Annotated in this window: 21 protein-coding genes; 17 read left to right on the forward strand and 4 right to left on the reverse strand. The window is 69.4% G+C overall.

The genetic code is table 11. The annotated features are described in order from the left end of the window. Window positions 1–12 precede the first annotated feature (12 nt). Both ASF08_RS21795 and ASF08_RS21800 read right to left on the reverse strand, forming a co-directional pair. Window positions 13–1701, reverse strand: a complete 1689-nt coding sequence (locus tag ASF08_RS21795; RefSeq protein ID WP_056149440.1) for an efflux RND transporter periplasmic adaptor subunit — start codon at window positions 1699–1701, stop codon at window positions 13–15. A gap of 86 nt (window positions 1702–1787) precedes the next feature. Next, window positions 1788–2249 carry a hypothetical protein gene (locus tag ASF08_RS21800; RefSeq protein ID WP_056149441.1) on the reverse strand — a complete coding sequence of 154 codons (462 nt, stop codon included), beginning with the start codon at window positions 2247–2249 and terminating at the stop codon, window positions 1788–1790. Window positions 2250–2291: 42 nt separating this feature from the next. Here ASF08_RS21800 and cobF point away from each other — a divergent pair, with 42 nt between their 5' ends. Then, window positions 2292–3050, forward strand: a complete 759-nt coding sequence (gene cobF, locus ASF08_RS21805) for a precorrin-6A synthase (deacetylating) (protein WP_056149443.1) — start codon at window positions 2292–2294, stop codon at window positions 3048–3050. 15 nt (window positions 3051–3065) lie between these two features. Here cobF and ASF08_RS21810 read toward each other — a convergent pair whose 3' ends face one another. Further along, the gene (locus tag ASF08_RS21810; protein ID WP_056149445.1) at window positions 3066–3644 is read right to left on the reverse strand and encodes a hypothetical protein; all 579 of its coding nucleotides are present in this window, start codon (window positions 3642–3644) and stop codon (window positions 3066–3068) included. Window positions 3645–4118: 474 nt separating this feature from the next. Between ASF08_RS21810 and ASF08_RS21815 the strand changes: the two genes are divergently transcribed. The 9 genes from ASF08_RS21815 (at window position 4119) to ASF08_RS21855 (ending at window position 13414) form a co-directional block, all read left to right on the forward strand. Continuing rightward, window positions 4119–4757, forward strand: coding sequence for a ParA family protein (locus ASF08_RS21815; protein WP_056149447.1), 639 nt, complete (start codon window positions 4119–4121; stop codon window positions 4755–4757). Beyond that, window positions 4741–5046 carry a ribbon-helix-helix domain-containing protein gene (locus ASF08_RS21820; protein ID WP_056149449.1) on the forward strand — a complete coding sequence of 102 codons (306 nt, stop codon included), beginning with the start codon at window positions 4741–4743 and terminating at the stop codon, window positions 5044–5046. The genes ASF08_RS21815 and ASF08_RS21820 overlap by 17 nt, the downstream gene beginning before the upstream one ends. Window positions 5047–5441: 395 nt before the next feature. Next, window positions 5442–6881, forward strand: a complete 1440-nt coding sequence (locus ASF08_RS21825) for a septal ring lytic transglycosylase RlpA family protein (RefSeq protein ID WP_056149452.1) — start codon at window positions 5442–5444, stop codon at window positions 6879–6881. A gap of 174 nt (window positions 6882–7055) precedes the next feature. Then, complete coding sequence (locus ASF08_RS21830; RefSeq protein WP_056149453.1) at window positions 7056–8315, forward strand: D-alanyl-D-alanine carboxypeptidase family protein; 1260 nt, start codon at window positions 7056–7058, stop codon at window positions 8313–8315. Next, the gene (tmk, locus tag ASF08_RS21835; RefSeq protein WP_056149455.1) at window positions 8312–9016 is read left to right on the forward strand and encodes a dTMP kinase; all 705 of its coding nucleotides are present in this window, start codon (window positions 8312–8314) and stop codon (window positions 9014–9016) included. Before ASF08_RS21830 ends, tmk begins: the two co-directional genes overlap by 4 nt. After that, window positions 9006–10070, forward strand: coding sequence for a DNA polymerase III subunit delta' (locus ASF08_RS21840; RefSeq protein WP_056149457.1), 1065 nt, complete (start codon window positions 9006–9008; stop codon window positions 10068–10070). Before tmk ends, ASF08_RS21840 begins: the two co-directional genes overlap by 11 nt. A gap of 53 nt (window positions 10071–10123) precedes the next feature. Then, window positions 10124–11728, forward strand: a complete 1605-nt coding sequence (gene metG / locus ASF08_RS21845) for a methionine--tRNA ligase (protein WP_056149459.1) — start codon at window positions 10124–10126, stop codon at window positions 11726–11728. A gap of 41 nt (window positions 11729–11769) precedes the next feature. Then, window positions 11770–12567: a TatD family hydrolase gene (locus tag ASF08_RS21850; protein WP_056149461.1), complete on the forward strand. Its 798-nt coding sequence runs from the start codon at window positions 11770–11772 to the stop codon at window positions 12565–12567. Window positions 12568–12610: 43 nt separating this feature from the next. After that, window positions 12611–13414 (forward strand): MBL fold metallo-hydrolase, encoded by an 804-nt coding sequence (locus ASF08_RS21855; protein ID WP_056149463.1) that lies wholly within the window; start codon window positions 12611–12613, stop codon window positions 13412–13414. 34 nt (window positions 13415–13448) lie between these two features. Here the strand turns inward: ASF08_RS21855 and ASF08_RS21860 are convergent, their stop codons facing one another. Further along, window positions 13449–14240 (reverse strand): SGNH/GDSL hydrolase family protein, encoded by a 792-nt coding sequence (locus tag ASF08_RS21860; RefSeq protein WP_056149465.1) that lies wholly within the window; start codon window positions 14238–14240, stop codon window positions 13449–13451. A gap of 773 nt (window positions 14241–15013) precedes the next feature. Here ASF08_RS21860 and ASF08_RS21865 point away from each other — a divergent pair. The 7 genes from ASF08_RS21865 to ASF08_RS21890 all read left to right on the forward strand — a co-directional run bounded on the left by ASF08_RS21865 (window position 15014) and on the right by ASF08_RS21890 (window position 23278). Next, window positions 15014–15103 carry a K(+)-transporting ATPase subunit F gene (locus ASF08_RS21865; RefSeq protein WP_036267122.1) on the forward strand — a complete coding sequence of 30 codons (90 nt, stop codon included), beginning with the start codon at window positions 15014–15016 and terminating at the stop codon, window positions 15101–15103. Between the two features lie 13 nt (window positions 15104–15116). After that, window positions 15117–16832: a potassium-transporting ATPase subunit KdpA gene (gene kdpA / locus ASF08_RS21870; RefSeq protein ID WP_056149467.1), complete on the forward strand. Its 1716-nt coding sequence runs from the start codon at window positions 15117–15119 to the stop codon at window positions 16830–16832. Between the two features lies 1 nt (window position 16833). Next, entirely contained in the window at window positions 16834–17049 is a 216-nt protein-coding gene (locus ASF08_RS25115; RefSeq protein ID WP_056160181.1) for a hypothetical protein, read from the forward strand. Window positions 17050–17110: 61 nt separating this feature from the next. Next, window positions 17111–19204, forward strand: a complete 2094-nt coding sequence (gene kdpB / locus ASF08_RS21875) for a potassium-transporting ATPase subunit KdpB (protein ID WP_056149470.1) — start codon at window positions 17111–17113, stop codon at window positions 19202–19204. A 31-nt stretch (window positions 19205–19235) separates the two neighbouring features. After that, the gene (locus ASF08_RS21880; RefSeq protein ID WP_056149472.1) at window positions 19236–19841 is read left to right on the forward strand and encodes a K(+)-transporting ATPase subunit C; all 606 of its coding nucleotides are present in this window, start codon (window positions 19236–19238) and stop codon (window positions 19839–19841) included. Between the two features lie 24 nt (window positions 19842–19865). Further along, on the forward strand, window positions 19866–22586 hold the full coding sequence (locus ASF08_RS21885) for a sensor histidine kinase (RefSeq protein ID WP_056149474.1): 2721 nt from the start codon (window positions 19866–19868) through the stop codon (window positions 22584–22586). Further along, window positions 22583–23278, forward strand: a complete 696-nt coding sequence (locus tag ASF08_RS21890; RefSeq protein WP_056149476.1) for a response regulator — start codon at window positions 22583–22585, stop codon at window positions 23276–23278. The genes ASF08_RS21885 and ASF08_RS21890 overlap by 4 nt, the downstream gene beginning before the upstream one ends. Window positions 23279–23282: the final 4 nt, after the last annotated feature.

Consider the following 23282-nt stretch of genomic DNA (forward strand, 5'->3'; position numbering starts at 1 on the left):
CTTCGCGGTTCCTCAGCGGATCTGGTCGAGGAGTTCGGCACCCTGGACGACGACGCGCCGTCCCGGCTCCAGACCGTCGGCGATGAGCGTGCGGTCGGCGTCGAGGGGATCGGTGCGGACGCTGCGCGCCACGAAGCGCTCGGCGCCGACATGCTCGTAGACCACGCTGCCGCCCTCCGCCCGCAGGATGCCGGAGCGCGGCACGGCGAGGCCGGTCCGCTCCCCCGTCAAGGGGGCGTGGACGGTGACGAACTGGCCGAGCCGCAGGCCGGTGGACTCGCCCGCCACCGCGAATTGCACCGGCACCGCCTGATTGCGGTCGGCGAGGCCGGCCCCGCGATAGGTCAGGGCAAGGCTGCGCCCGTCCCCGAGGCGGGCCGTCGCCGAGCCTTCCGGCGACAGGGCCTCGAAGCTCAGCGCCTCGACCCAGAGTTTGCCCGGATCGACGATGCGGAAGACGACAGTGCCGGGGGCGGCCATGGCGCCCGCCGTGGCGCTCGCCTCGGCGATGACCCCGTCCACCGGTGCGACCAGGGCCTCGGGCGAGCCGCGGACCGTGTCGAGGGCGGCGCGGCGGTCCTTGAGCCCGTCGCGCTCGGAGCGGGCATCGTCGAGCTGGGTCTGCGCCACGGCGCCGGTCCCCGCCAGACGTTCGAACCGGACCACGCGCCGGTCGAGGATCGCGATCTGCTGGTCGAGTTCGCCCTGGCGCTGGCGCATGTCGGAGACGTCCACCGCCTGGACCGGTGGGGTGACGGTGGCGAGAACCTCGCCGCGCGTCACGCGGGTTCCGAGGCGCGGGAAGCCGTTCGCCGGAGGGGCCAGGCGGCCGCCCACGGAGGATTGCACCACGCCGCTGGCATTGGGGTCGGCGATGACCCGGCCGGGCAGGGCCACGGTGCGGGCCACGCTCTGCGTCGCCGTCACGGCGGTGCGCAGGACGAGGAGCCGCTGCAGGGATTTGGGCACGAAGATCGAACCGTCGCCCAGGCGTTTGGCCCGGTCGGCGCCGCCGGAGGGCGGGCTCGCCATCATCCCCCCCTCGGCCGGCGCGGCATCGTGGCCTTCATGGGCGAGGGCGGCGCTGCCCAGCACGATCGTCGCCGTGACCGCCAGGACGACGACGATGGGAATCGTGCGCCGACGGCGGATCAGGACGACGGCGCCGAGGCCGAGGAGGAAGCCTCCGGCGGCAGTGACGGAGGGCGGCTGGTGCGTCAGGCGCTCGACCAGGGAAGCGGTGGCCGCCGGCTCGGAGGTCGGCGCCGCGGCTTTGGCGGCCGGCAGGTCGAGATCGAGGGAAAGGATGTCGGTGCTGCCCTCCGCCGTCACCGCGACGAGGAGGTCGTGGTGCTCGGTTTCCTCCAGCCAGGGCGCCGGGAGCCGGTAGGTGCCGTCGGCCTGGAGCTCGGCCTTCCGGCGCCCGTCCGGCGTCGAGAGGGCGAGGGTGGCGTCGGTGACCGGCACGTTGGTCTCGAACGTGTCGAGATAGAAGACGAGATCGTGGCCCTGCACGGTGGCGACGAGTTCGTAGCGCTCCGACTTCGCCTCGGCCCGGGGTGCGGCCGCCGCGACGGGCAGGAGCGGCGCCTCGTCTCCGTGGGAATGGCCCTCATGGGACAGGACCGCGCCGGACAGGGCCGCCCAGGCGATGGCGCACGCCGCGACGAGTCGCAGGGCTGCCGGAAAAACGATGGACATGATGGAAGAACCTCGACGCCGATGAAGCAGGGACGGCTTTCCACGCGGCGCCGTCAGGCGGCCGGGCGCGGAACGCCGTCGTTACGTCAGGCGAAGGGTCTCGGTGGTTCGGACGGAGAATCCGGAGCGACGTCCGTACGGGCGGAGATGGCGCCCACCGGAACGGGACCGGTCAAGCCGCCTGCGGACGTCATATCCCCGTCGGCCGGTGCCAGGCCGATGGCGCAGCAGCATGCGGCTCCGCAAGGACCGGTGCAGCAGGGTCCGGCACAGCCGAGATGGGGTTCCGCCCGCAGGACGGAGACGATCTCCTGCATGCCGGGGGTGGCGGTATCCGCCCGGACGGCCAGGGAGTCGAAGGAAGCCGGGGCCTGGACCCATGCGACAGGAGCGCTGCCATCGTGCCCATGGCCCGTATGGGCACTCGCGGGCGACGACATGCCGAAGCCGGCGATCGCGAGGATCACCGTTATCAGCCAGAGCGCGAGGCTCCGGTCCAGATTGCGCCGGATGGGTTTCATGTCGGCGCAGAGCGTAGCATAGGGCATGCGCCCGCGACAGGGCCGATCGCAACTCGGAAGGCTAGACGCGTGAGACAGATCCTCGTGATCGGCATCGGCACCGGCAATCCGGAGCACGTCACGATCCAGGCGATCCGGGCCTTGAACACGGTGGATGTGGTCTTCGTCCTCGACAAGGGAGGGGAGAAGGCCGACCTCGTCGCCCTGCGCCGGGAGATCTGCGAGCGCTACATCGAGGACCGCCCCTACCGCATCGTCGAGGCGCAGGACCCGGAGCGGGACCGGAATCCGGCCGATTACGGCGTCGCCGTGGAGGATTGGCACGGCGCCCGTGCGGCTCTCTACGAGGCGATGATCGCGCGCGAGCTTCCCGAGGACGGCACCGGCGCCTTCCTGGTCTGGGGCGATCCCTCGCTCTACGACAGCACCCTGCGGATCATCGACCGGATCGTGGCGCGGGGGCGCCTCGCCTTCGACCATCGCGTGATTCCCGGCATCACCAGCGTTCAGGCCCTGGCGGCGAGCCACCGCATCGCCCTCAACCGCATCGGTGCGCCGGTGCAGATCACAACCGGGCGCCAGATCGCCGGAGGATTGTCCGCCGAGGCCGACACCACCGTGGTGATGCTCGACGGCGACCCGACCTTCGCCCATCTCGACCCGGACCTGACGATCTATTGGGGCGCCTATCTCGGGAGCGACGACGAGATCACCCTGTCGGGCCGCCTCGGCGACGTCGCCGGCGAGATCCGGCGCCTCCGGACCGAGGAGAGGGCGCGCCACGGCTGGATCATGGACACCTACCTCCTGCGCAGGCCCGCGGATTGAGCCGGATCCTCGCCCTCAATGTTCGCGCGGACGCCGTGCTCCGTCGAGGTGGCCGGCCAGGGTGAAGGCGATCTCCCGCATCAGGCAGTCGAGAACCGCGACCAGTCTCGGCTGGTGGAGGTCGGCCGCGAGGTCGTGCAGGGCGATGGCGTGTTCCGCCATGCGGTTGGCCGCAGCCTCTGCGTGCAGGGCGGGCTGGTGAAGACTTGCCCCGTCTTCGCTGCGATCGATGGCGATGCCGAGGCCTCTCGCCCGCCCGGTGGCCTCGCCCCGGTCGATCCGTCCGCGCAAGCCGAGCCGGCGTTCGCCTCGAACCGTCCGGAACGCGATCTCGAACGGGCCGCCCGCCTCGACGGCGGCATGCAGGGCGTTCTCCACGCGAAGCCGGTCCTCGGCGAGAATCGTCGCCAGGAATGCGTCGAGACTCACGCCCGCCGCTTCCCGAACGAGACCGAGTACGTCCGCGAGGGAGTCCGAGACGACGATCCGGCCGGCCCAGACGTCGTGGGACCAGACGCCCACGACGCCCGACGCGTCGAGTGCCGCCAGGATTCCGTCCGTGTCACCGGAGAGAAGGCTCGTGCGCGCAGGCATGGATCTCCTGGGCCGCCGGGGCGGATCGCTGGGGACGAAACGTGTGACCGCGGATCGACACGAGGCAGGGATCGCCCTCGCATCGAATTTACCTGAAGTTGATAATTCCCGTCGACCCGCGATGTCAGCGGCAACCTAAACGTCGAATCCTCCTATTGGAAGGGCAAGACACGCCCTGCGGGAATTTTTGGCAACCTGAGATTGATCTGAGGCCCTGGGGTCGAACGCAGGCGGCATCGTTCGTCGCGATCTCGATCCCCGGTTCACGGCACGCGCCGATCCCCGGCCCCGCCCTTAACCACTGGTTAACCATGACGGGCCAAAACCGGGATCAGAGCATCCTGGTGTCACGGGACGACGGCTGCGAGCCCGACCGGTGACCATCCGAGGCAGGGGATTCGATCGGCTTTTGGGCCGAGGGATCGTCCCGGCACGGCAGGAGGCGACATCTCAGGACGCGAGAAGGGCTCCCGTATGAAAGCCATCACCTTCGTCACCCAGAAGGGGGGGAGTGGGAAAAGCACGCTGTGCATCTCACTGGCCGTCGCGGCACAGGAGCGCGGCCTGTCGGTCTGCATCCTCGAAATGGATCGTCAGGCGACGATCAGCGACTGGCTCGACCACCGCACGGTGGATGGGCCGGAAGTCGCGCAGATCGATGCGTCACAGATCGAGGCCGTCATGGCCCAGCTGCGCGACTCCTCCTACGATTACGTCTTCATCGATACGCCGGGCGTCGATTCCACCGGCACGCTCTCGGCGATCCGCGCGGCCGATCTTTGCATCATCCCCTGCCGCCCCACCCCGGCGGACCTGCGCGCGTTCAAGCCGACCCTGGCCGCGGTCTACCGTCTGGAGAAGAAGTTCGCCTTCGTGCTGAACCAGACCCCGCCGCGCTCCTACCGGATCCGCGACGCGGCCGACGGCCTGGCCGTGCTGGGCATCCTGCCGGACGTCAACATCGTCGCGCGCACCGATCACCAGGACGCGATCGGCGTCGGTCAGGGCGTCACCGAATTCAACCCCAAGGGCCAGGCCGCCGGCGAAGTGCGCAGGCTCTGGACGTGGATCGAGAAGCGGATGCAGGTCGCCAAGCATGCCAAAGCCGCCTAGGCCGAGCCTCGCCTCCATCGTCGCGGGAAGCGTTCCCCCGGCCAGGAGCGCCGACATCGTCCAGCTCGATACGGGCCACGTTCCCGTCCGCAAGGCCCCGAGCACCTTGAAGGAGCGTGCCCGACAGATGTCGGTCTATCTGGAGCCACCGGTCTACGACCAGCTCCGCGACCTCGCCCATACCGAGCGCACCAAGATGCACGCGCTCATGCTCGAAGCCCTCGACCTCTTGTTCAAACAGCGGGGGACCATGCCGATCGAGCGGCTGAACGAGACCAACCACCGCTGACGGCCCTCTCCTGTCGATATCGACGATCGACAGGAGAAAATCTTTTTTGGTCAGAGCCTTGCACCTGAAATCTCACGTCCCGCATCAGCCCGCGACATCTCTTCCCGATGGGTCGGGAGGACGGATCCGGAGCATAATATCCACATCCTTGAAACCACAATTTCCTTCGATGACACAAGCCGATAGGGCCGGGCCCTCGTTCGACGGATGAGCCATGGGTAGCGAATCGGAGCCCCATCCGCAGCGTTCAGGTTTCCTTTACGTCAAACCGACAATTGTCTGTGCAATCGAAGCCCACTCTTTCCGGGCGGCCTTCGACGGCCGGACCGGATCGCTCTTCCGTTCCTCGGCCCTGTATGGCGTTTCGAGAGCGTAAGAGTGCTGGGCGGTTCGGTATGGCGCGTTCGACGAAGGCCGGATTGGCTCCAACGGCGGGCGTACCGCTGCTGCGCCTCCTCGCCGTGTCCGTGGTGGCACTGACCACCGCGAATTGCGCGCAGAACACCCAGAAACTCGCCGGCCCGGCCGGCTCTTCCGGATCGTCCTACGATCCGAAATACGGCGTGAAGGCCAGCCCGCGCCTCTATAACGAGGGCGACACGATCCCCAAGGGAGGCGGCCGCCGCTTCTCGGGAAAGCCCTACGTGGTGGCCGGCCGCACCTACGTGCCCCGCGACGATGCCAAGGGCTATGTCCGCGAGGGCCTGGCATCCTGGTACGGCAGCGCCTTCCACGGCCGGATGACCGCCAATGGCGAGGTGTTCGACCGCCATTCCATCGCGGCCGCCCACCCGACCCTGCCGCTGCCGAGCTACGTCCGGGTGACCAACCTCGCCAACCGCCACTCGATGATCGTGCGCGTCAACGATCGCGGCCCCTATCACGCCAACCGCCTCATGGACGTGTCGGAGGAGGTGGCCCAGGCCCTGGAATTCCATCGCAGCGGCACCGCCAAGGTGCGGGTGGAGTATGTCGGCAAGGCCTCCACCGCCGGCAGCGACGACCGCAAGCTGATGGCGACCCTGCGCACCGATGGCGCGCCCGCCCGCGTCGGCGGCGGCTCGCCGGTGATGATGGCCGATCTCGGACCCGATGCCGAACCGGAGCGTCTGACGCGCGCGCAGCGTCCCGCCCTGGCCTTCAAGCCTGTGGCCGACGAGGACGACGCCGCTTCCGCGCCGCGTCCCGTCCGACCCGCGCCGGTCCTGGTGGCGGGCGGCTCCAGCGTCGCCGTGCCGGCGGCCCTGCAGCCCACCGCGTCCCGGTCACACGGGTTCCGGCCGACCATGCCGGATCGCACGGCTCCCGCTCTCCAGGTTCCCGCCATGCAGATGGCCCATGCGGGGCCGAAGGCGAAGGGGGCCGTACCGCCGCCCCCGGCACCGGTGCGCCTCGCCTCGAGCGCCGGCCCTGCCCATGCCCCGGCATCGAAGCACGGCGCCGGGACGCCCAAGGACGCGAAGTCGCTTCAGGCCAAAGTGGAGACCTCCGCTCCGAAGACGAAACTCGCCCTGTCGCCGGTCCCGGCGGCACCGCAGCGGATGGCCGCCGCTCCGGCCCCCGCACGCGGCACGGTCGTGAAGACGGCGGGCGCCGCGACCCCGGCACGCTCCGCGACGGGCCATGCCGCGGTGGCGAACCTGCGTCCGGTTTCGCCTCCCTCGGGTCCTCTGGGAACGGCCAAGGCCAGCGTCGCCAAGCTGTCCGTGCCCCCCGCCGGCTCCCAGCCCGCCAGCGCCCAGGCCGGGCGCGGCAAGTCGCCCGCCCCGGCGGTCGCCACCGCCACGGCAAAGCCGGCCCAGGCACGCCGCTCGCGCATCGCCGAGGTGAACTGACCGGAAAACGGTCGGGATTGGCGCAGGCGGCGGCATCGTCTGGTCCACCGTGTCGCGACCTTATCGGCAAAGTTGCGTTCGATTTCGCGGGCGATCCGCTATACCATCTCGCAAGGGCGAGAACGGACCGGGCTTATCAGCCAAGCCTCGGAGCCGACGGGCATGAGGCGAACGATGCGTGCGACGACGAACCGGACGAATCTGGCCGCCGGCTTCCGGGCCGGGCTGGCCGGCTTGAGCCTGTCGGCGATCGGCTGGTTCGCCGCCCTTCCCGCCCTGGCCCAGAGCTTCCAGACATCCGCCCCCCACGCCATCCTGATCGACGCGGATTCGGGCTCCGTGCTGTTCGAAAAGGCGGCGGACGAGCCGTTCTCGCCGGCCAGCATGGCCAAGCTGATGACCACGGAGATCGTGTTCAACGAGATCCGGCAGGGCCGGCTCAGCATGGACAGCGAATTCCAGATCACCGAGGACGCCTGGCGCCGGGGCGGTGCCGGAGGAGGCGGCTCCTCGATGTTCGCCCAGCTCAACAGCCGCATCAAGCTGTCCGACCTGCTGCGCGGCCTGATCGTGCAATCGGGCAACGACGCGGCCATCGCCATCGGCGAGGGCATCGCCGGCTCGGAGGAGAATTTCGGTCGGATGATGACCGCGCGGGCTAAGGAAATCGGCCTGACGCGCTCCACCTTCCGCAACGCCACCGGCTATTCCGCGCCGGACCAGAAAGTCACCGCACGCGACCTCGCCAAGCTGGCGATCCACCTGATCGACACCTACCCCGATCTCTACAAGATCTTCGCCGAGCGCGAGTTCACCTGGAACAAGATCAAGCAGCAGAACCGCAACCCGCTCCTGACCCTCGATATCGGCGCCGACGGGCTCAAGACCGGATTTCTCGAGGAATCGGGCTACGGCCTCACCGGCTCCGCAGTGCAGAACGGCCAGCGCCTGATCATGGTGGTGAGCGGCCTCAAGACGGCGCGCGACCGCGCCGGCGAATCGCGCAAGCTGGTGGAATGGGGTTTTCGCGCCTTCGAGCCGAGGCAGATCTTCGCCAGCGGCGAGACCGTGGCCGACGCCTCCGTCTTCGGCGGGGCGCAGGGCAGCGTCCCGCTGGTGGCCAAGAAGCCGGTGCGGGTGCTCCTGCCCCGGGGCAATGGCGACCGCATCAGCGCCCGCGTCGTCTATCAGGGTCCGCTGATCGCGCCGGTGGAGCAAGGCAGGGAGGTGGGCCGCCTGCGCATCACCCGTGGCGACACCCAGGCCCTCGACTTACCAATCTATGCCGGGGAGGACGTGCCGGCCGGCACGATTCCGCAGCGCGCCCTCGACGGGGCCTGGGAGGTCGGAACCGGGCTGTTCCGGCGCGCCTTCGACAAGGTCGGCGCGGGTGACAAGGCCGGCGCGACCGATAAGGCTGGCGCCAAGTCGTGATCGACCGAAGCCGCAAGCGGCTCGGGCAGGGCGGGGCGTTCATCACCTTCGAAGGCGGGGAGGGGGCCGGGAAATCGACCCAGATCGCCCGTCTCGCGGCGCGCCTGCGTGGTGCGTCTTCCGCCCCGGTGGTGACGACACGCGAGCCCGGCGGCTCGGTCAAGGCCGAGGCGATCCGTGAGGCACTGCTGGCCGGAACGGTGAAGCGGCACGGACCCTTCGCCGAGGCGCTGCTGTTCTCCGCCGCCCGCATCGACCATCTCGACACGCTAATCCGCCCGGCCCTCGCCCGCGGCGAGACCGTGCTGTGCGACCGCTTCTCGGATTCGACCCGTGCCTATCAGGGAGCGGCGGGCGGCCTCGACCCCGCCCTGCTCTCGGCCCTGGAGCGGGTCGTCGTCGGAGATATGACGCCCGACCTCACCCTGATCCTCGACCTCGACCCCGCCATCGGTCTCGCCAGGGCGAAGGCCCGTGCCGGGGCAGGGGAGGCGGCCGACCGGTTCGAGGCGGAGGCGCTGGGCTTCCACACCCGCCTGCGGCAGGCGTTCCTCGCCATCGCGGCAATGGAGCCGGAGCGCTGCGTCGTCATCGATGCCGGCCTCCCCCCCGATGCGGTGGAAGAGGCGATCGCGGCCGCCCTCGCCGCCCGCCTGCCCAGCCTTCTCTCCCGCCCGGAGGCTGCCGACGATGCGGCCTGAACGCGCGCCCGAGGACGTCGAGCCCGGCGATCTCGCCGACATCCCCCGCCCGCGCGAGCAGGCCGGTCTCGTCGGCCATGCGGAGGCGGAGGGCGCCTTCATCAAGGGGATCGGTTCCGGCCGCCTGCACCATGCCTGGCTCATCGGCGGCCCGCGCGGCATCGGCAAGGCGACCCTGGCCTATCGCGTGGCGCGCTGGCTCATCGCCAACCCGCGCCCCGGCCACGTGCCGGACACCCTCGCGGTCGATCCCTCGCATCCGGCGGCGCGGCAGGTGGCGGCGCTGTCGCACCCCAACCTCGTGGCCCTGCGCCGGACCCGGCCGCACAATGCCAAGACGCTCGCGACCAAGATCTCGGTCGATGCCGCGCGCCATGCCCTCGACCTGTTCGGCTCGACGGCAGGCAATGACGGCTATCGCATCTGCATCGTCGACAGCGCCGAGGATCTCAACGCCAACAGTGCCAATGCCCTGCTCAAGATGGTGGAGGAGCCGCCGCCCCGCTGCCTGTTCCTGATCGTCAGCCACGCGCCGGGCCGGCTGCTGCCGACGATCCGCTCGCGCTGCCGGGCGCTCAACCTGCGCCCCCTGGGGGAGGGTGAGGTGGCTCGGGTGCTGGAGAGCTTCCCTCCCCCCTTCGTGCGGCCGGACCCGGAAGCCCTGGCCCGCGCTGCTGCCCTGTCCGAGGGCTCGGTGGCGCAGGGCTTCGCCATGCTCGATCCGGCGACATCCAACCTCGTCGGCGAAATGGAGACCCTGCTGTCGCGCCTCGACCATCCCGATTGGCGCCGCATCCTGGCACTGGCCGAGAAGCTCTCCGGCCGGGACGCGGACGAGCATTTCGCAGCGAGCCTCGACACGGTGTTCCGCTTCGTCTCGTCGGAACTCGACCGCCGCCGCCACGAGCCCCCCGCTCGCCTTGCGGCCCTGGTGGAGGTGTGTGACAAGATCGCCCGCGCCGCCCGGGAGGCCGCGACCTACAATCTCGACCGCCGGCCGCTGATCCTCTCGCTGTTCGGCGACCTCGCGGGGGCCGTGCGCGCCGGGACATGAGCAGGCTCGTCCTGTGATCCGATGAACCGCGTATCCGAGGGTATTTCGACGCGATGGCCAACGAGTCAGGGCCCAGCCCATCCATTGCCGAGACGTCCGGTTTCGACGCTAAGACCTTCGGCATCAGCACGGCGATCTCCTATCCCAACGGCGCGCCGCATATCGGCCACGCCTACGAGGTGATCGCCACCGACGCGATCGCGCGGTTCAAGCGCCTCGACGGCTACGACGTGCTGTTCGCCACCGGCACCGACGAGCACGGGCTCAAGATCCAGCAGACCGCCTCCAGGGCCGGGATCAGCCCGAAGGCCCTGGTCGACGACATGGCCGCGCGCTTCAAGGCCATGGCCGAGGCGCTGAACTGCAGCCACGACCGCTTCATCCGCACCACGGAGCCGGACCATTATGCCGCCGCCCAGGAACTCTGGCGGCGCATGGAGGCCAAGGGCGACATCTACCTGTCGAAATACGCCGGCTGGTACTCGGTGCGCGACGAGGCCTATTACAACGAGGACGAGACCGAGACCGCCCCCGACGGGACGCGCCGCGCGCGGGAGACCGGCACGGCCGTGACCTGGATGGAGGAGGAGAACTTCCTGTTCCGCCTCTCCGCCTACCAGGATCGCCTGCTCGCCCTCTACGAGGCCCAGCCCGATTTCATCGGCCCCGAGACACGGCGCAACGAGGTGGCGAGCTTTGTCCGTTCCGGCCTCAAGGACCTTTCAGTCAGCCGAACCAATTTCGACTGGGGCGTGCCGGTGCCGGGGCACCCGGATCACGTGATGTACGTCTGGGTCGATGCACTCACCAACTATCTCACGGTGACGGGTTTCCCCGACGAGGCCGACTCCCGCAAAAAATTCTGGCCGATGGACCTGCACGTCATCGGCAAGGACATCGTGCGCTTCCACGCGGTCTACTGGCCGGCCTTCCTGATGTCGGCGGGCCTGCCGCTGCCGAAGCGCGTCTTCGGCCACGGCTTCCTGCTCTCCAAGGGCGAGAAGATGTCGAAGTCCCTCGGCAACGTGGTGGATCCGATGGACCTCATCGCGACCTACGGGGTCGATGCGCTGCGCCAGTTCGTCCTGCGCGAGGTGCCCTTCGGCGGCGACGGCAATTACAGCCACGAGGCCATCATCACCCGCTACACGGCGGACCTGTCGAACGGGCTCGGCAACCTCGCCCAGCGCTCTCTTTCGATGATCGCGAAGAATTGCGGCGGCCAGATCCCCGAGCATGGCGCGTTCACGGAGGACGACCGGGCGCTCCTGGCGCTGGCGGACGCCCTGCCGGGCTCCGTGCGCGTGGCGATGGACAAGCTCGCCCTGCACACGGCGCTCGCCGACATCTGGGCCGTGGTGACGGCGTCCGACCGCTATTTCGACGCGCAGAAGCCCTGGGTCCTGCGCAAGACCGACCCGGCCCGCATGGCCGCCTCCCTCTACGTGGTGGCCGAGACCCTGCGCGCCATCGGCATCCTGGTGCAGCCCTTCATGCCGGATTCGGGAGCCAAGCTCCTCGACCTCCTGGCCGTGCCCGCGGGCAGGAGGCAGCTCGCCGATATCGGGGAGGGGGGTCGGCTGGCGCCGGGCACGGCGCTCCCCGCGCCGAGCGGGCTGTTCCCGCGCTTCGTCGAGCCGGAGGCTCCCGCCGTCTGAGGCGGGATCCGCAGCGTCAACAAGAATCCCGAGTTTTGTCCATGCTGGTCGACAGCCACTGCCATCTCGACTTTCCGAACTTCGCCGAGGATCTTCCCGGCGTGATCGCCCGCGCCGAGGCGGCGGGCGTGACGGGGATGCTCACGATCTCGACGCGAGTCGCCAAGGCGCGGGTCTACGAGGCCCTGTCCGAGGCTCATCCGCAGATCTGGCACACCGTAGGCACCCATCCCAACGGGGCAGGGGACGAGCCTGACGTGCCGACGGAAGAGATCGTCGCCCTCACCCACCATCCGCGCTGTGTCGGCATCGGCGAGGCGGGGCTCGACTACCATTACGAGGACGCCGCGCCGGAGTCGGTGCAGGAGCGGGTGTTCCGCCGGCATATCGCGGCCTCCCGCGAGACCGGCCTCCCCCTCGTCATCCATGCCCGCGATGCCGACGAGCACATGGAATCGGTGCTCGTCGACGAGATGAAGCGCGGGGCCTTCAAGGCGGTGCTGCACTGTTTCTCCTCGGGCCGACGCCTGGCGGAAGTCGGGGTCGAACTCGGCCTGTTCGTCTCCTTCTCGGGCATCGTCACCTTCCGGCGCTCGCACGAGCTGCGCGACATCGCCCTCGCGGTGCCCCGCGACCGCATCCTGGTGGAGACCGACGCGCCGTTCCTGGCGCCCGAGCCGCATCGCGGGCGCAGCAACGAGCCGGCCTATACCGCCGACACTGCCCGATCCCTGGCCAAGACCCTGGACATGGAGTTCGAGGCCTTCGCGAGCCTGACGACGGCCAATTTCCACCGTCTGTTCGACAAGGCGACCCCATCCGGCGGCCGGGTGGCATGACAGCGGCCCGCGCGCTCCGATACCAACGGACCGGGAGGTGCGGATGGGTTCTCTGACGCTGACGATCCTCGGCTGCGGCTCGTCCGGCGGCGTTCCCCGCGTGGGCTACGGCTGGGGCGCCTGCGACCCGGCCGATGCCAGGAACCGGCGGCGGCGCTGCTCGATCCTCGTGGAGCGGCGAGGGGAGGCGGGCGCCACCAGCCTCCTCGTGGACACCTCACCCGATCTGCGCGAGCAATTGCTGTCGGCGGGGGTCAGCCGCCTCGACGCGGTGCTGTACACACATGCCCATGCCGACCACACCCACGGCATCGACGACGTGCGACCGCTGGTGATCCACATGCACCGGCGCATCCCGGTCTATGCCGATGCCGAGACGCGCGCCCTGCTGACGATGCGCTTCGGCTATTGCTTCGAGACGCCGCCCGGCAGCGCCTATCCGCCGATCCTCGACATGAACGATCTCGTGGCGGGCGAGCCGGTCTCGATCGGAGGTGAGGGCGGTACGATCGAGGCGGTGGCCTTCGGCATGGAGCACGGCGCCGAATCCGCCCACGGTTTCCGCTTCGGGCCGGCGGCCTATGCGCCCGACGTGAGCCTGATGCCGGAGGCGGCCAAGGCGCGGCTCCACGGCCTCGATCTCCTCATCATCGATGCCCTGCGCGACACCCCTCACCCGACCCATTACTCGGTCTCGGACGCGCTCGCGCTCATCGAAGAGGTGCGCCCGCGCCGCGCGATCCTCACCAACCTCCACACCGATCTCGACTACGCCACCCTCGCGGCCAAGCTGCCGCCGGACGTGGTGCCGGCCTATGACGGGTTGTCGGTGAGCGTGGACCTCTAGGCTCGCCAGAGCGGAGCGCCGGGGAGGGCGCGCGTCAGTTGCGCAGGGGGTCGGCCGGGATCAGGCCGGCATTGACCAGGATCTGCGCCGTGGCGGCCTTGGCGAGGCGGTCGTAGCCCGCATCGGTCATGTGCAGCCCGTCGGGGCCGATCATTTGCGCCGGGCTGAGGAGGCCGCTGGCGGCCCAGGTCCGCATCAGGGCGTGACGGCGGATCACCGGCACGTCGAGCTCGGCCGCGAGGCTGTGCAACGCCTCGCCGTAGCGCTCGGCACCGTTGGTCGTCGTCAGGCGGCGGCACCATTGCTGGTCCATGAGGATGACGTCGGAGCCGGCCGCGCGCATCGCCGTGATGCCCTGACGGGTCAATTCGGTGAAACGCTCCACCGTGACGCCGGTCATCGGGTCGTTGCTGCCGGTCTGCCAGATCACGAGGTCGGGCCGCTCGGCCAGCACGTCCCGGTCGAGGCGGCGGGCCATGGCCTCGGCATCGTCGCCGCCCTTGCCGCGGTTGAGGACCGTGACGATGGGGTGCTTGGCGCCGGCGATATCGAGGCGGCCCTGCAGGTCTTCCTGCAATTGCGCGGGGTAGGCGGCGGCCGGGGAGGAAGCGCCCGACCCTTCCGTGGACGAGGAGCCGAAGGCGACGATGCGGATGTCGGATCCCGCCTTCACCAGGGCGGCCACGTGGGAGAGCTTGGCCAGCGCCCTGGCGGGGATCGCCGGCTTGGCCGCGACCGGCTCCGCCCATGCCGGAGCACCGAGGCCCAGAGCCGCGAGGGCCAGGCCGAGGAACGGGGCGGCGCAGGGTTTGAGCAGGGTCAGCATCGGATCCGCTTCGAGAACGATCGGGGCGGGCGGTCGCGAAGACCGGTCCCACTCCGCCACGGGTTAGACACGCGGTTTGAGATAGGATTGTGACGATTGCCCCTGAAACTGGCGGATCGCTTAAGGAAGCTGGTGAGCAAGGGGTAAAGCCGCCATCTCTCGGCAACAGTTCATGGAATGGTGAATCCCAGCTTCGTGTCAAGCTGACCTGCAAGCCCCCCCTCACCCCGTCCTCCGGAGCTGCAGGTTCCATAATATATCTTATGCGAATGGCAGATACGGCTAGGGAACGGGCCTGGATCTGTCGTTGCCAGGGTACTTTGGCACGACGCCGCGGGTATCCTGACACCGGTCAGGGGCCCGTCGCAGGGGCCGACCGCTTGGGTGGGTGGCGAGGCCCCCCTGCCCTCACATTCTCCGTCAACCATTCGACGGCTACGAATCATGGATCAGTGCCCAGCGGAACTCGCGTGGATCAGGGTCGAAGACCTATCCCGGTGGTGCCCCGAGTTCCATCTGGCCCTACGCCTGGCGATGCCGACGAACTGAACGCCGCCTATCCTAATGCGATCCTTATAAGATCGTCCTCGCATCCGTCTCGAACCCTAATGCGGTTCGCGTCCACATTGGAGCGGGGCGAGACCGGTCATGCGTCGGCCCCCGAACCGAAACGGACCGACCATGCTCGACATCGTCTTCATCGCAACCGGGCTCGCCTTCTTTGGCCTGGCCGCCGGCTACGCCGTCCTCTGCGAACGCCTCTGAGGCCCGCCATGACCCTCGACCTGACGCTTGGCGCCCTCGTGACCCTGGGGCTGCTCGGATACCTCACCTACGCCCTCGTCCGCCCCGAGCGGTTCTGAAGGAAGATCTCCGATGACCATCAACGGCTGGATCCAGATCGCGCTGTTCTGCGCGGTCATCATCGCGCTCGCCCGCCCTCTCGGCGGGTACATGACCCGCGTCTTCACGGGTGAGCGAACCGTCCTCTCGCCCGTCCTCGCTCCCGTCGAGCGCGGGCTCTACCGCGTCGCCGGCATCGATGCCGCCCAGGAGCAGCACTGGCTGGCCTACGCCCTCTCCATGCTCGCCTTCCACGTGCTCGGCTTCCTCACCCTGTACGCGCTGCTGCGCTTCCAGGCGGTGCTGCCGCTCAATCCGGACGGGCAGGCGGCAGTCGCGCCGGACCTCGCGTTCAACACGTCGACGAGCTTCGTCACCAACACGAACTGGCAGTCCTACGGCGGCGAGACGACGATGTCGTATCTCACGCAGATGTTGGGGCTGACCCATCAGAACTTCCTGTCGGCGGCCACCGGCATCGCGCTGGCCGTCGCCCTGGTGCGGGGCTTCTCGCGGGCCTCGGCCGGCACGGTGGGCTCGTTCTGGGTCGATCTGACCCGCAGCACCCTCTACGTGCTGCTACCGCTCTGCATGGCGCTGACGCTCTTCTACGTCTGGCAGGGCATTCCGCAGACGCTCGGCGGTGCCGTCGAGGCGACGACCCTGGAAGGCGCCAAGCAGACCATCGCGGTCGGCCCGGTGGCGAGCCAGGTCGCGATCAAGATGCTCGGCACCAATGGCGGCGGCTTCTTCAACGTCAATGCCGCGCATCCGTTCGAGAACCCGACCGCCCTCTCGAACTTCGTCCAGATCCTCTCGATCTTCGCCATCGGCGCGGCGATGACCAACGTCTTCGGCCGCATGGTCGGCGACGAGCGCCAGGGCTGGGCGATCCTGTCCGCCATGGGCGTGCTGTTCCTCGCGGGTGTCAGTGTCGTCTACTGGGCCGAGAGCGCGGGCAGCCCCGTCCTGAACGGGCTCGGCCTCACCGGCGGCAACATGGAGGGCAAGGAGGTCCGGTTCGGCATCGTCGCGTCCGCCCTGTTCGCGGCGGTGACAACGGCGGCGTCCTGCGGCGCCGTCAACGCCATGCACGACAGCTTCACGGCGCTCGGCGGCATGATCCCGATGATCAACATGCAGCTCGGCGAGATCATCGTCGGCGGCGTCGGCGCCGGGCTCTACGGCATCCTGGTCTTCGTCATCGTGACGATTTTCGTCGCCGGCCTCATGGTCGGGCGCACCCCGGAATACCTCGGCAAGAAGATCGAGGGGCGAGAGGTCAAGATGGCGGTGCTCGCCATCCTGTGCCTGCCCCTGATGATGCTCGGATTCACGGCGCTGGCCACCGTGATCGCCGCCGGCCTCGCGGGTCCGGCCAATGCCGGGCCACACGGCTTCTCGGAGATCCTCTACGCCTTCACCTCGGCGGCGGCCAACAACGGCTCGGCCTTCGGCGGCCTGACGGCCAACACCGCCTTCTACAATACCACGCTCGGCCTCGGCATGCTGTTCGGGCGGTTCTTCGTCATCGTCCCGGCGCTCGCCATCGCAGGCTCGCTAGCCGCCAAGAAGACCGTACCGACCTCGGCCGGGACCTTCCCGACCCATGGCGGCCTGTTCGTCGGGCTGCTGGTCGGCGTGATCCTGATCGTCGGCGGCCTGACCTTCTTCCCGGCCCTGGCGCTGGGGCCCATCGTCGAGCACCTCGCCGGCGGCCTCGGTCAGACCTTCGCGGTGGGGGGCTGAGATGCAGCAGGCCCTGGTGCCCTCCCGAAACCGCGCCGCCATGCGGCGCGCCCTGCCCCGCCATCGACCGCGATCCCAACCCTGGAGCCAAGTCGAGCGCGACCGAAAGGACGTCCGGCTCTCGGACGTCATCCTCGCCATGCTCGGTCTGACCCTGCTCGGTGCCCTCGGCTTGTTGGCCGGGGCCGCCCTCCTCGGCGATGCGCTCGCGCCCTGAACCCCACTCGACGGCGCAGGATCGCGCCGCCTCCCGAGATGTCTTCCATCGGACAACCGCAATGGCCCGCCCAAACTCCACCAGCCTGTTCAGTGCCGCCCTCGTCGGGCCGGCGCTCATCGGCGCCCTGACCAAGCTCGACCCACGCAAGATGATCAAGAACCCGGTCATGTTCGTGGTCGAGGTCGTGGCCGCCCTCACCACCGTCCTGTTCATCCGCGACGTCCTGACGGGCGGCGCCAACCTCGCCTTCTCCGGCCAGATCATCCTCTGGCTGTGGTTCACCGTGCTGTTCGCCAACTTCGCCGAGGCCATCGCGGAAGGGCGCGGCAAGGCCCAGGCCGACAGCCTGCGGCGCACCCGCACCGAGACCATGGCCAAGCGCCTGAAGGGTACGGGCCGGAACTACGACACCGTGCCCGGCAACGACCTCAAGGTCGGCGACGTGGTCCTCGTGGAGGCCGGCGACATCATCCCGTCCGACGGAGAGGTGATCCTCGGCGTCGCCTCGGTCAACGAGGCGGCCATCACGGGTGAGTCCGCCCCCGTGATCCGTGAATCCGGCGGCGACCGGTCGGCGGTCACCGGCGGCACCCAGGTGCTGTCCGACGAGATCCGGGTGCGGATCACGGCGGCGGCCGGATCGACCTTCGTCGACCGGATGATCGCCCTGGTCGAGGGCGCCTCGCGGCAGAAGACCCCGAACGAGATCGCTCTCAACATCCTGCTCGCGGGCCTCACCATCATCTTCGTCTTCGCGGTCGCCTCGATCCCGAGCTTCGCCTCCTATGCCGGAGGTGCCATTCCGTTGATCGTGCTGGTCGCCCTGTTCGTCACCTTGATCCCGACGACCATCGGCGCGCTCCTGTCGGCCATCGGCATCGCCGGCATGGACCGGCTGGTGCGCTTCAACGTGCTCGCCATGTCGGGACGCGCGGTGGAGGCGGCCGGCGACGTCGATACGCTGCTGCTGGACAAGACCGGTACCATCACGCTGGGCAACCGACAGGCCACCGAGTTCCGCCCGGTTCGTGGCGTCTCCGAGCAGGAGCTCGCCGACGCCGCCCAGTTGGCGTCGCTCGCCGACGAGACCCCGGAGGGTCGCTCCATCGTGGTGCTGGCCAAGGACAAGTACGGCATCCGCGCCCGCGACATGGGAAGCCTCAACGCCACCTTCGTGCCGTTCACCGCCCAGACCCGGATGAGCGGCGTCGACCTCGACGGATCCTCCATCCGCAAGGGCGCCGTCGATTCCATCATCGCCTCGGTGAGCTCACAGCCGATGGCGACCCGTGGCTCCGGCGCGGCGCTGGCCTACAGCCCGGGCCTCGCCGACGAGACGGTGCGCGAGATCCAGTCCATCGCCGAGGACGTCGCCAAGGCGGGCGGCACCCCGCTCGCCGTGACGCGGGACGGCCAGCTTCTCGGCATCGTCTACCTCAAGGACATCGTGAAGGGCGGCATTCGCGAGCGCTTCGCGGAACTGCGGCAGATGGGCATCCGCACGGTGATGATCACCGGCGACAACCCGATGACCGCGGCCGCCATCGCCGCCGAGGCCGGCGTCGACGACTTCCTCGCCCAGGCGACCCCTGAGGACAAGCTGGCGCTGATCCGCAAGGAGCAGGCGCAGGGCAAGCTCGTCGCCATGTGCGGCGACGGCACCAACGACGCCCCGGCGCTCGCCCAGGCCGATGTCGGTGTCGCCATGAACACCGGCACGGTGGCGGCCCGCGAGGCCGGCAACATGGTCGACCTCGACAGCGACCCGACCAAGCTCATCGAGATCGTCGGCATCGGCAAGCAGTTGCTGATGACCCGTGGGGCACTGACCACCTTCTCCATCGCCAACGACGTGGCCAAGTATTTCGCCATCATCCCGGCGATGTTCCTGGTGCTCTACCCGCAACTCCAGGCGCTGAACGTCATGGGCCTCGCATCACCGGAGAGTGCGATCCTCTCGGCCATCATCTTCAACGCGCTCATCATCGTCGTCCTGATCCCGCTGGCGCTTCGGGGCGTGTCCTACCGGGCGGTCGGGGCCGGCGCTCTCCTGCGCCGGAACCTCCTGATCTACGGGCTCGGCGGCATCCTGGTGCCCTTCGTCGGCATCAAGGCCATCGACCTGGCCATCACCGCCCTGCACCTCGTCTGAGCCGCCTCGAACCGCCACATAGGAGCACGCCATGTTGAACCACCTTCGCCCTGCCCTCGTCCTGCTGATCGCCCTGACGGCGATCACCGGGCTCGCCTATCCCCTCGCCATGACCGGCATCGCGGGGGTCGTCTTCCCGGCCAAGGCCGCCGGCAGCCTGATCGAGCGCGACGGCAAGGTCGTCGGTTCCAGCCTCATCGGGCAGTCCTTCACCAGCGACCGCTACTTCCAGGGCCGCCCCTCCGCCACGAGCGCCGCCGACCCGGCCGATGCCACGAAGACCGTCCCGTCGCCCTACAATGCGGCGAACTCCTCGGGCTCGAACCTCGGCCCGACCAGCGCCGCCCTTGCCGAGCGGGTGAAGGCGGATGTCGCGACGCGCCAGACCGAGAACCCCGGCCAGCCTGTCCCGGTCGACCTCGTCACCGCCAGCGGCTCGGGCCTCGACCCGGACGTCTCTCCCGATGCCGCTTTGTTCCAGGTGCCCCGCGTGGCCAAGGCGCGTAACCTCTCCGTGGATCAGGTTCGTTCCCTCGTGGACTCCCAGGTCCAGGGTCGCCTGCTGGGCATCCTCGGCGAACCTCGGGTGAACGTGCTCGCCCTCAACCTCGCCCTGGACGGCCTGGGTTCGAGGTGACCTCGCCGGATGACAGGCCACCCGATGTCGACGCCCCACCGCGACCCGGACCGTCCCTCGCCCGACGCGCTGCTGGAGGCCGCCCGTAGGGAAGAGCGCCATCGCGGCCGCCTCAAGATCTTCCTCGGTGCGGCCCCGGGGGTCGGCAAGACCTACGAGATGCTCACCGTCGGCCGCGCCCGACTCAAGGCCGGCACGGACGTGATCGTCGGCGTGGTCGAGACCCATGGGCGAGCCGAGACCGAGGCCCTGGTGGAGGGCTTCGAAGTCGTGGCCCGCCGTCCGGTTGCGTATCACGGCGCGGCGCTCGACGAGATGGACCTCGATGCGATCCTGGCGCGCCAGCCGGCGCTCGCCCTCGTGGACGAACTCGCCCACACCAACGCGCCGGGCTCGCGCCATCCGAAGCGCTACCAGGACGTGGAGGAACTGCTCGACGCCGGCATCGACGTCTACACCACCCTCAACATTCAGCACGTCGAGAGCCTCAACGACGTCGTCGCGCAGATCACCCGCATCCGGGTGCGCGAGACCGTGCCCGACGGTATCCTCGACCGGGCCGACGACATCGAGGTGGTCGACCTCAACCCCGACGACCTGATCCAGCGCCTCCGGGACGGCAAGGTCTACGTGAAGGGCAACGCCGAGCGCGCACTCAAGCACTACTTTTCGCGCGGCAACCTCACGGCGCTCCGGGAACTCGCCTTGCGAAGGACCGCCGACCGGGTCGACGACGAACTCCTCAACCACATGCGGGCCAACGCCATCGCGGGCCCATGGAGTGCGGGCGAGCGGGTCCTCGTCTGCATCAGCGAGGATCCGCGCTCCGCCGGCCTCGTGCGCCATGCCAAGCGCCTCGCCGACCGGCTGCACGCGCCCTGGACCGCCATCACGGTCGAAGGGCCCCGCAGCCTTTCCCTCGACGAAGCCGCGCGCGACCGCATCGCCGACACCCTGCGCCTCGCCGACCGCCTCGGCGGCGATGCCGTGACCCTGCCGGGCGGCCGACGCGTGGCCGACGACATCCTCGCCTATGCCCGCTCCACCAACGTCAACCACATCATCCTCGGCAAGGCCGACCGGTCCCCGGTGTTCGAGCTCCTCAACGGCTCTGTGGTGCACGACATCGTCCGCCGCTCGGGCAACATCAGCATCCACGTCATCACCGGCGAGGCCACGAAGGCTGAACCCGTCCCGCCGAAGACGGTCGCCACGGCACCGGCCAAGCCGCCGTTCGAGATCCTGGCTTACATCGTCGGCGTCCTAGCCACGGGAACGGCTCTCGGGCTCGCCCTCCTCGTCGAGCCTTACCTCGGCGTGGAGAACGCCGACCTCATCCTCCTGACCGCCATCGTGGCCGTCGCGGTGCGATCAGGCCTCGGGCCGTCCCTCGTCGCAGTCCTGGCGGCGTCGCTCTCCTACAATTTCTTCTTCCTGCCCCCGGTCTACACCCTCACCATCGCGGATCCGACCAACATCGCGGCCTTCCTCCTGTTCACGGTGGTGGCGGTGGTGGTCTCCAACCTCGCTTCGCGCTCGCGCCGGGAGGCCATGGTCTCGCATGGCCGCGCCAGGGCCACGGAGCGGCTCTACGGCTTCAGTCGCAAGCTCGCCGGTTGCGGCACCCTCGACGACGTCCTGTGGGCGACCTCGGCCCAGGTCGCCGCTATGCTGAAGGTCCGGGTGGTCGTCCTGCTGCCGGAGCAGGGGACGGTCTCGGTCCGCGCCGGCTTCCCCCCGGAGGACACGCTCGACGCGGCCGATCTCGGGGCCGCGACTTGGGCCTTCGACAACGAGCGCCCGGCCGGGCGGGGGGCCGACACCCTGCCGGGGGCCAAGCGCCTGTTCCTGCCGATGCGCACGGGCCGTGGCATCGTCGGGGTGATCGGCCTCGACACCGACGGTAGCGGGCCGATCCTCTCGCCCGAAAGCCGGCGCCTGTTCGACGCCCTGGCCGACATGGCGGCACTCGCCATCGAGCGCGTGCGTCTGGTGGAGGATCTCGACCGGGCCGAGCGCGCCGCCGAGACCGACCGCTTGCGCCAGGCCCTGCTCACGTCGATCTCGCACGACCTTCGCACGCCGCTGTCCTCGGTTCTCGGGGCGGCCACGACGCTGCGCGACCTCGACGAGGCGCTGCCGCACGACGCAAAGGTCGACCTCCTTGCCACCATCATCGAGGAGTCCGAGAGGCTGAACCGCTTCATCGTCAACCTTCTCGACATGACCCGCCTGGAGGCCGGGGCGGTGGCTGCGAGCCTCACCCCGCAGGACGTCGGCGAGAGCGTCGATACCGCCCTTCGCCGCTTGGGCTCCATCCTCGCCGGCCACCAGGTACGCCTCGACCTACCGACCACGCTGCCGGCCCTGCGCCTCGACCCGGTCCTGTTCGAGCAGGTGCTGGTCAACCTCCTCGACAACGCCGCCAAATACGCCCCCGAAGGCTCCATCGTCACCGTCAGGGGCATCTCGGACCGTGATCAGGTCCGTCTGCAGATTCTCGACGAGGGCGATGGGCTGCCCGAGGCCGATGTGGAGCGGGTGTTCGACAAGTTCTACCGGGTCCGCAAGTCCGACAGCGTCCGGGCCGGGACGGGGCTCGGCCTCGCCATCGCCCGCGGGTTCGTCGAGGCCATGGGTGGTACGCTGACGGCGGCCAACCGCCGCGACCGCCCGGGCGCGGTCTTCACCATCCTCCTGCCCGTCCCCCCGGCGGGACACGTTCACTCGGATCTGGCGGCATGAGCATGAACATCCTCGTCATCGACGACGAGCCGCCGATCCGCAAGCTCCTGCGCATGGGCCTGGCCACCCAGGGCTACCAGACCTTCGAGGCGCCCAACGGACGGACAGCCCTCGATGTCCTGTCCCGCGAGACGGTCAATTTGATCATCCTCGACCTCGGCCTGCCGGACATGCGCGGGCACGACCTGCTCCGCGTCATCCGCAAGGATTTTCGCGATCTCCCGGTCGTCGTCCTGTCGAGCCGCGACGACGAGGCCGGCAAGGTCGAGGCCCTCGACCTCGGTGCCGACGACTACGTCACCAAGCCCTTCGGCATGGGCGAGCTCCTGGCGCGCATCCGCGCGGCCTTGCGCCACCAGCTCGCGGTCCAGGGCGAGCGCGCCCTGTTCGAGGTCGACGGCCTCAGCGTCGACCTGGTGCGCCGCCTCGTCCGGGTGCGCGGCGCGGACGTCAAGCTGACCCCGCGCGAGTACGACTTCCTGCGCGTCCTGATCCAGCATGCCGGCAAGGCCCTGACCCACGCCCAGCTCATGAGCGCGGTCTCGACCTCGTCGGACCCGCAATACCTGAGGGTCTACATGCGCCAGCTTCGCCTCAAGCTGGAGGCGGACCCCGAGCGTCCGAGCATCCTGCTCACCGAGACCGGCGTGGGCTACCGGTTACGGGCTCCGGACGACGACGCTCACGCTTGAACTC

The sequence above is a fragment of the Methylobacterium sp. Leaf85 genome (genome assembly GCF_001422125.1).
Classification (GTDB): domain Bacteria; phylum Pseudomonadota; class Alphaproteobacteria; order Rhizobiales; family Beijerinckiaceae; genus Methylobacterium; species Methylobacterium bullatum.

Coding starts and splice junctions, on each gene's coding strand:
- ASF08_RS21865 (WP_036267122.1), top strand. CDS start 15,014: ATGACCCTCGACCTGACGCTTGGCGCCCTCGTGACCCTGGGGCTGCTC.
- ASF08_RS21840 (WP_056149457.1), top strand. CDS start 9,006: ATGCGGCCTGAACGCGCGCCCGAGGACGTCGAGCCCGGCGATCTCGCC.
- ASF08_RS25115 (WP_056160181.1), top strand. CDS start 16,834: ATGCAGCAGGCCCTGGTGCCCTCCCGAAACCGCGCCGCCATGCGGCGC.
- metG (WP_056149459.1), top strand. CDS start 10,124: ATGGCCAACGAGTCAGGGCCCAGCCCATCCATTGCCGAGACGTCCGGT.
- ASF08_RS21810 (WP_056149445.1), bottom strand. CDS start 3,644: ATGCCTGCGCGCACGAGCCTTCTCTCCGGTGACACGGACGGAATCCTG.
- ASF08_RS21880 (WP_056149472.1), top strand. CDS start 19,236: ATGTTGAACCACCTTCGCCCTGCCCTCGTCCTGCTGATCGCCCTGACG.
- ASF08_RS21820 (WP_056149449.1), top strand. CDS start 4,741: ATGCCAAAGCCGCCTAGGCCGAGCCTCGCCTCCATCGTCGCGGGAAGC.
- ASF08_RS21855 (WP_056149463.1), top strand. CDS start 12,611: ATGGGTTCTCTGACGCTGACGATCCTCGGCTGCGGCTCGTCCGGCGGC.
- kdpA (WP_056149467.1), top strand. CDS start 15,117: ATGACCATCAACGGCTGGATCCAGATCGCGCTGTTCTGCGCGGTCATC.
- kdpB (WP_056149470.1), top strand. CDS start 17,111: ATGGCCCGCCCAAACTCCACCAGCCTGTTCAGTGCCGCCCTCGTCGGG.
- ASF08_RS21795 (WP_056149440.1), bottom strand. CDS start 1,701: ATGTCCATCGTTTTTCCGGCAGCCCTGCGACTCGTCGCGGCGTGCGCC.
- ASF08_RS21860 (WP_056149465.1), bottom strand. CDS start 14,240: ATGCTGACCCTGCTCAAACCCTGCGCCGCCCCGTTCCTCGGCCTGGCC.
- ASF08_RS21815 (WP_056149447.1), top strand. CDS start 4,119: ATGAAAGCCATCACCTTCGTCACCCAGAAGGGGGGGAGTGGGAAAAGC.
- ASF08_RS21850 (WP_056149461.1), top strand. CDS start 11,770: ATGCTGGTCGACAGCCACTGCCATCTCGACTTTCCGAACTTCGCCGAG.
- ASF08_RS21825 (WP_056149452.1), top strand. CDS start 5,442: ATGGCGCGTTCGACGAAGGCCGGATTGGCTCCAACGGCGGGCGTACCG.
- ASF08_RS21830 (WP_056149453.1), top strand. CDS start 7,056: ATGCGTGCGACGACGAACCGGACGAATCTGGCCGCCGGCTTCCGGGCC.
- ASF08_RS21800 (WP_056149441.1), bottom strand. CDS start 2,249: ATGCCCTATGCTACGCTCTGCGCCGACATGAAACCCATCCGGCGCAAT.
- ASF08_RS21885 (WP_056149474.1), top strand. CDS start 19,866: ATGTCGACGCCCCACCGCGACCCGGACCGTCCCTCGCCCGACGCGCTG.
- ASF08_RS21890 (WP_056149476.1), top strand. CDS start 22,583: ATGAGCATGAACATCCTCGTCATCGACGACGAGCCGCCGATCCGCAAG.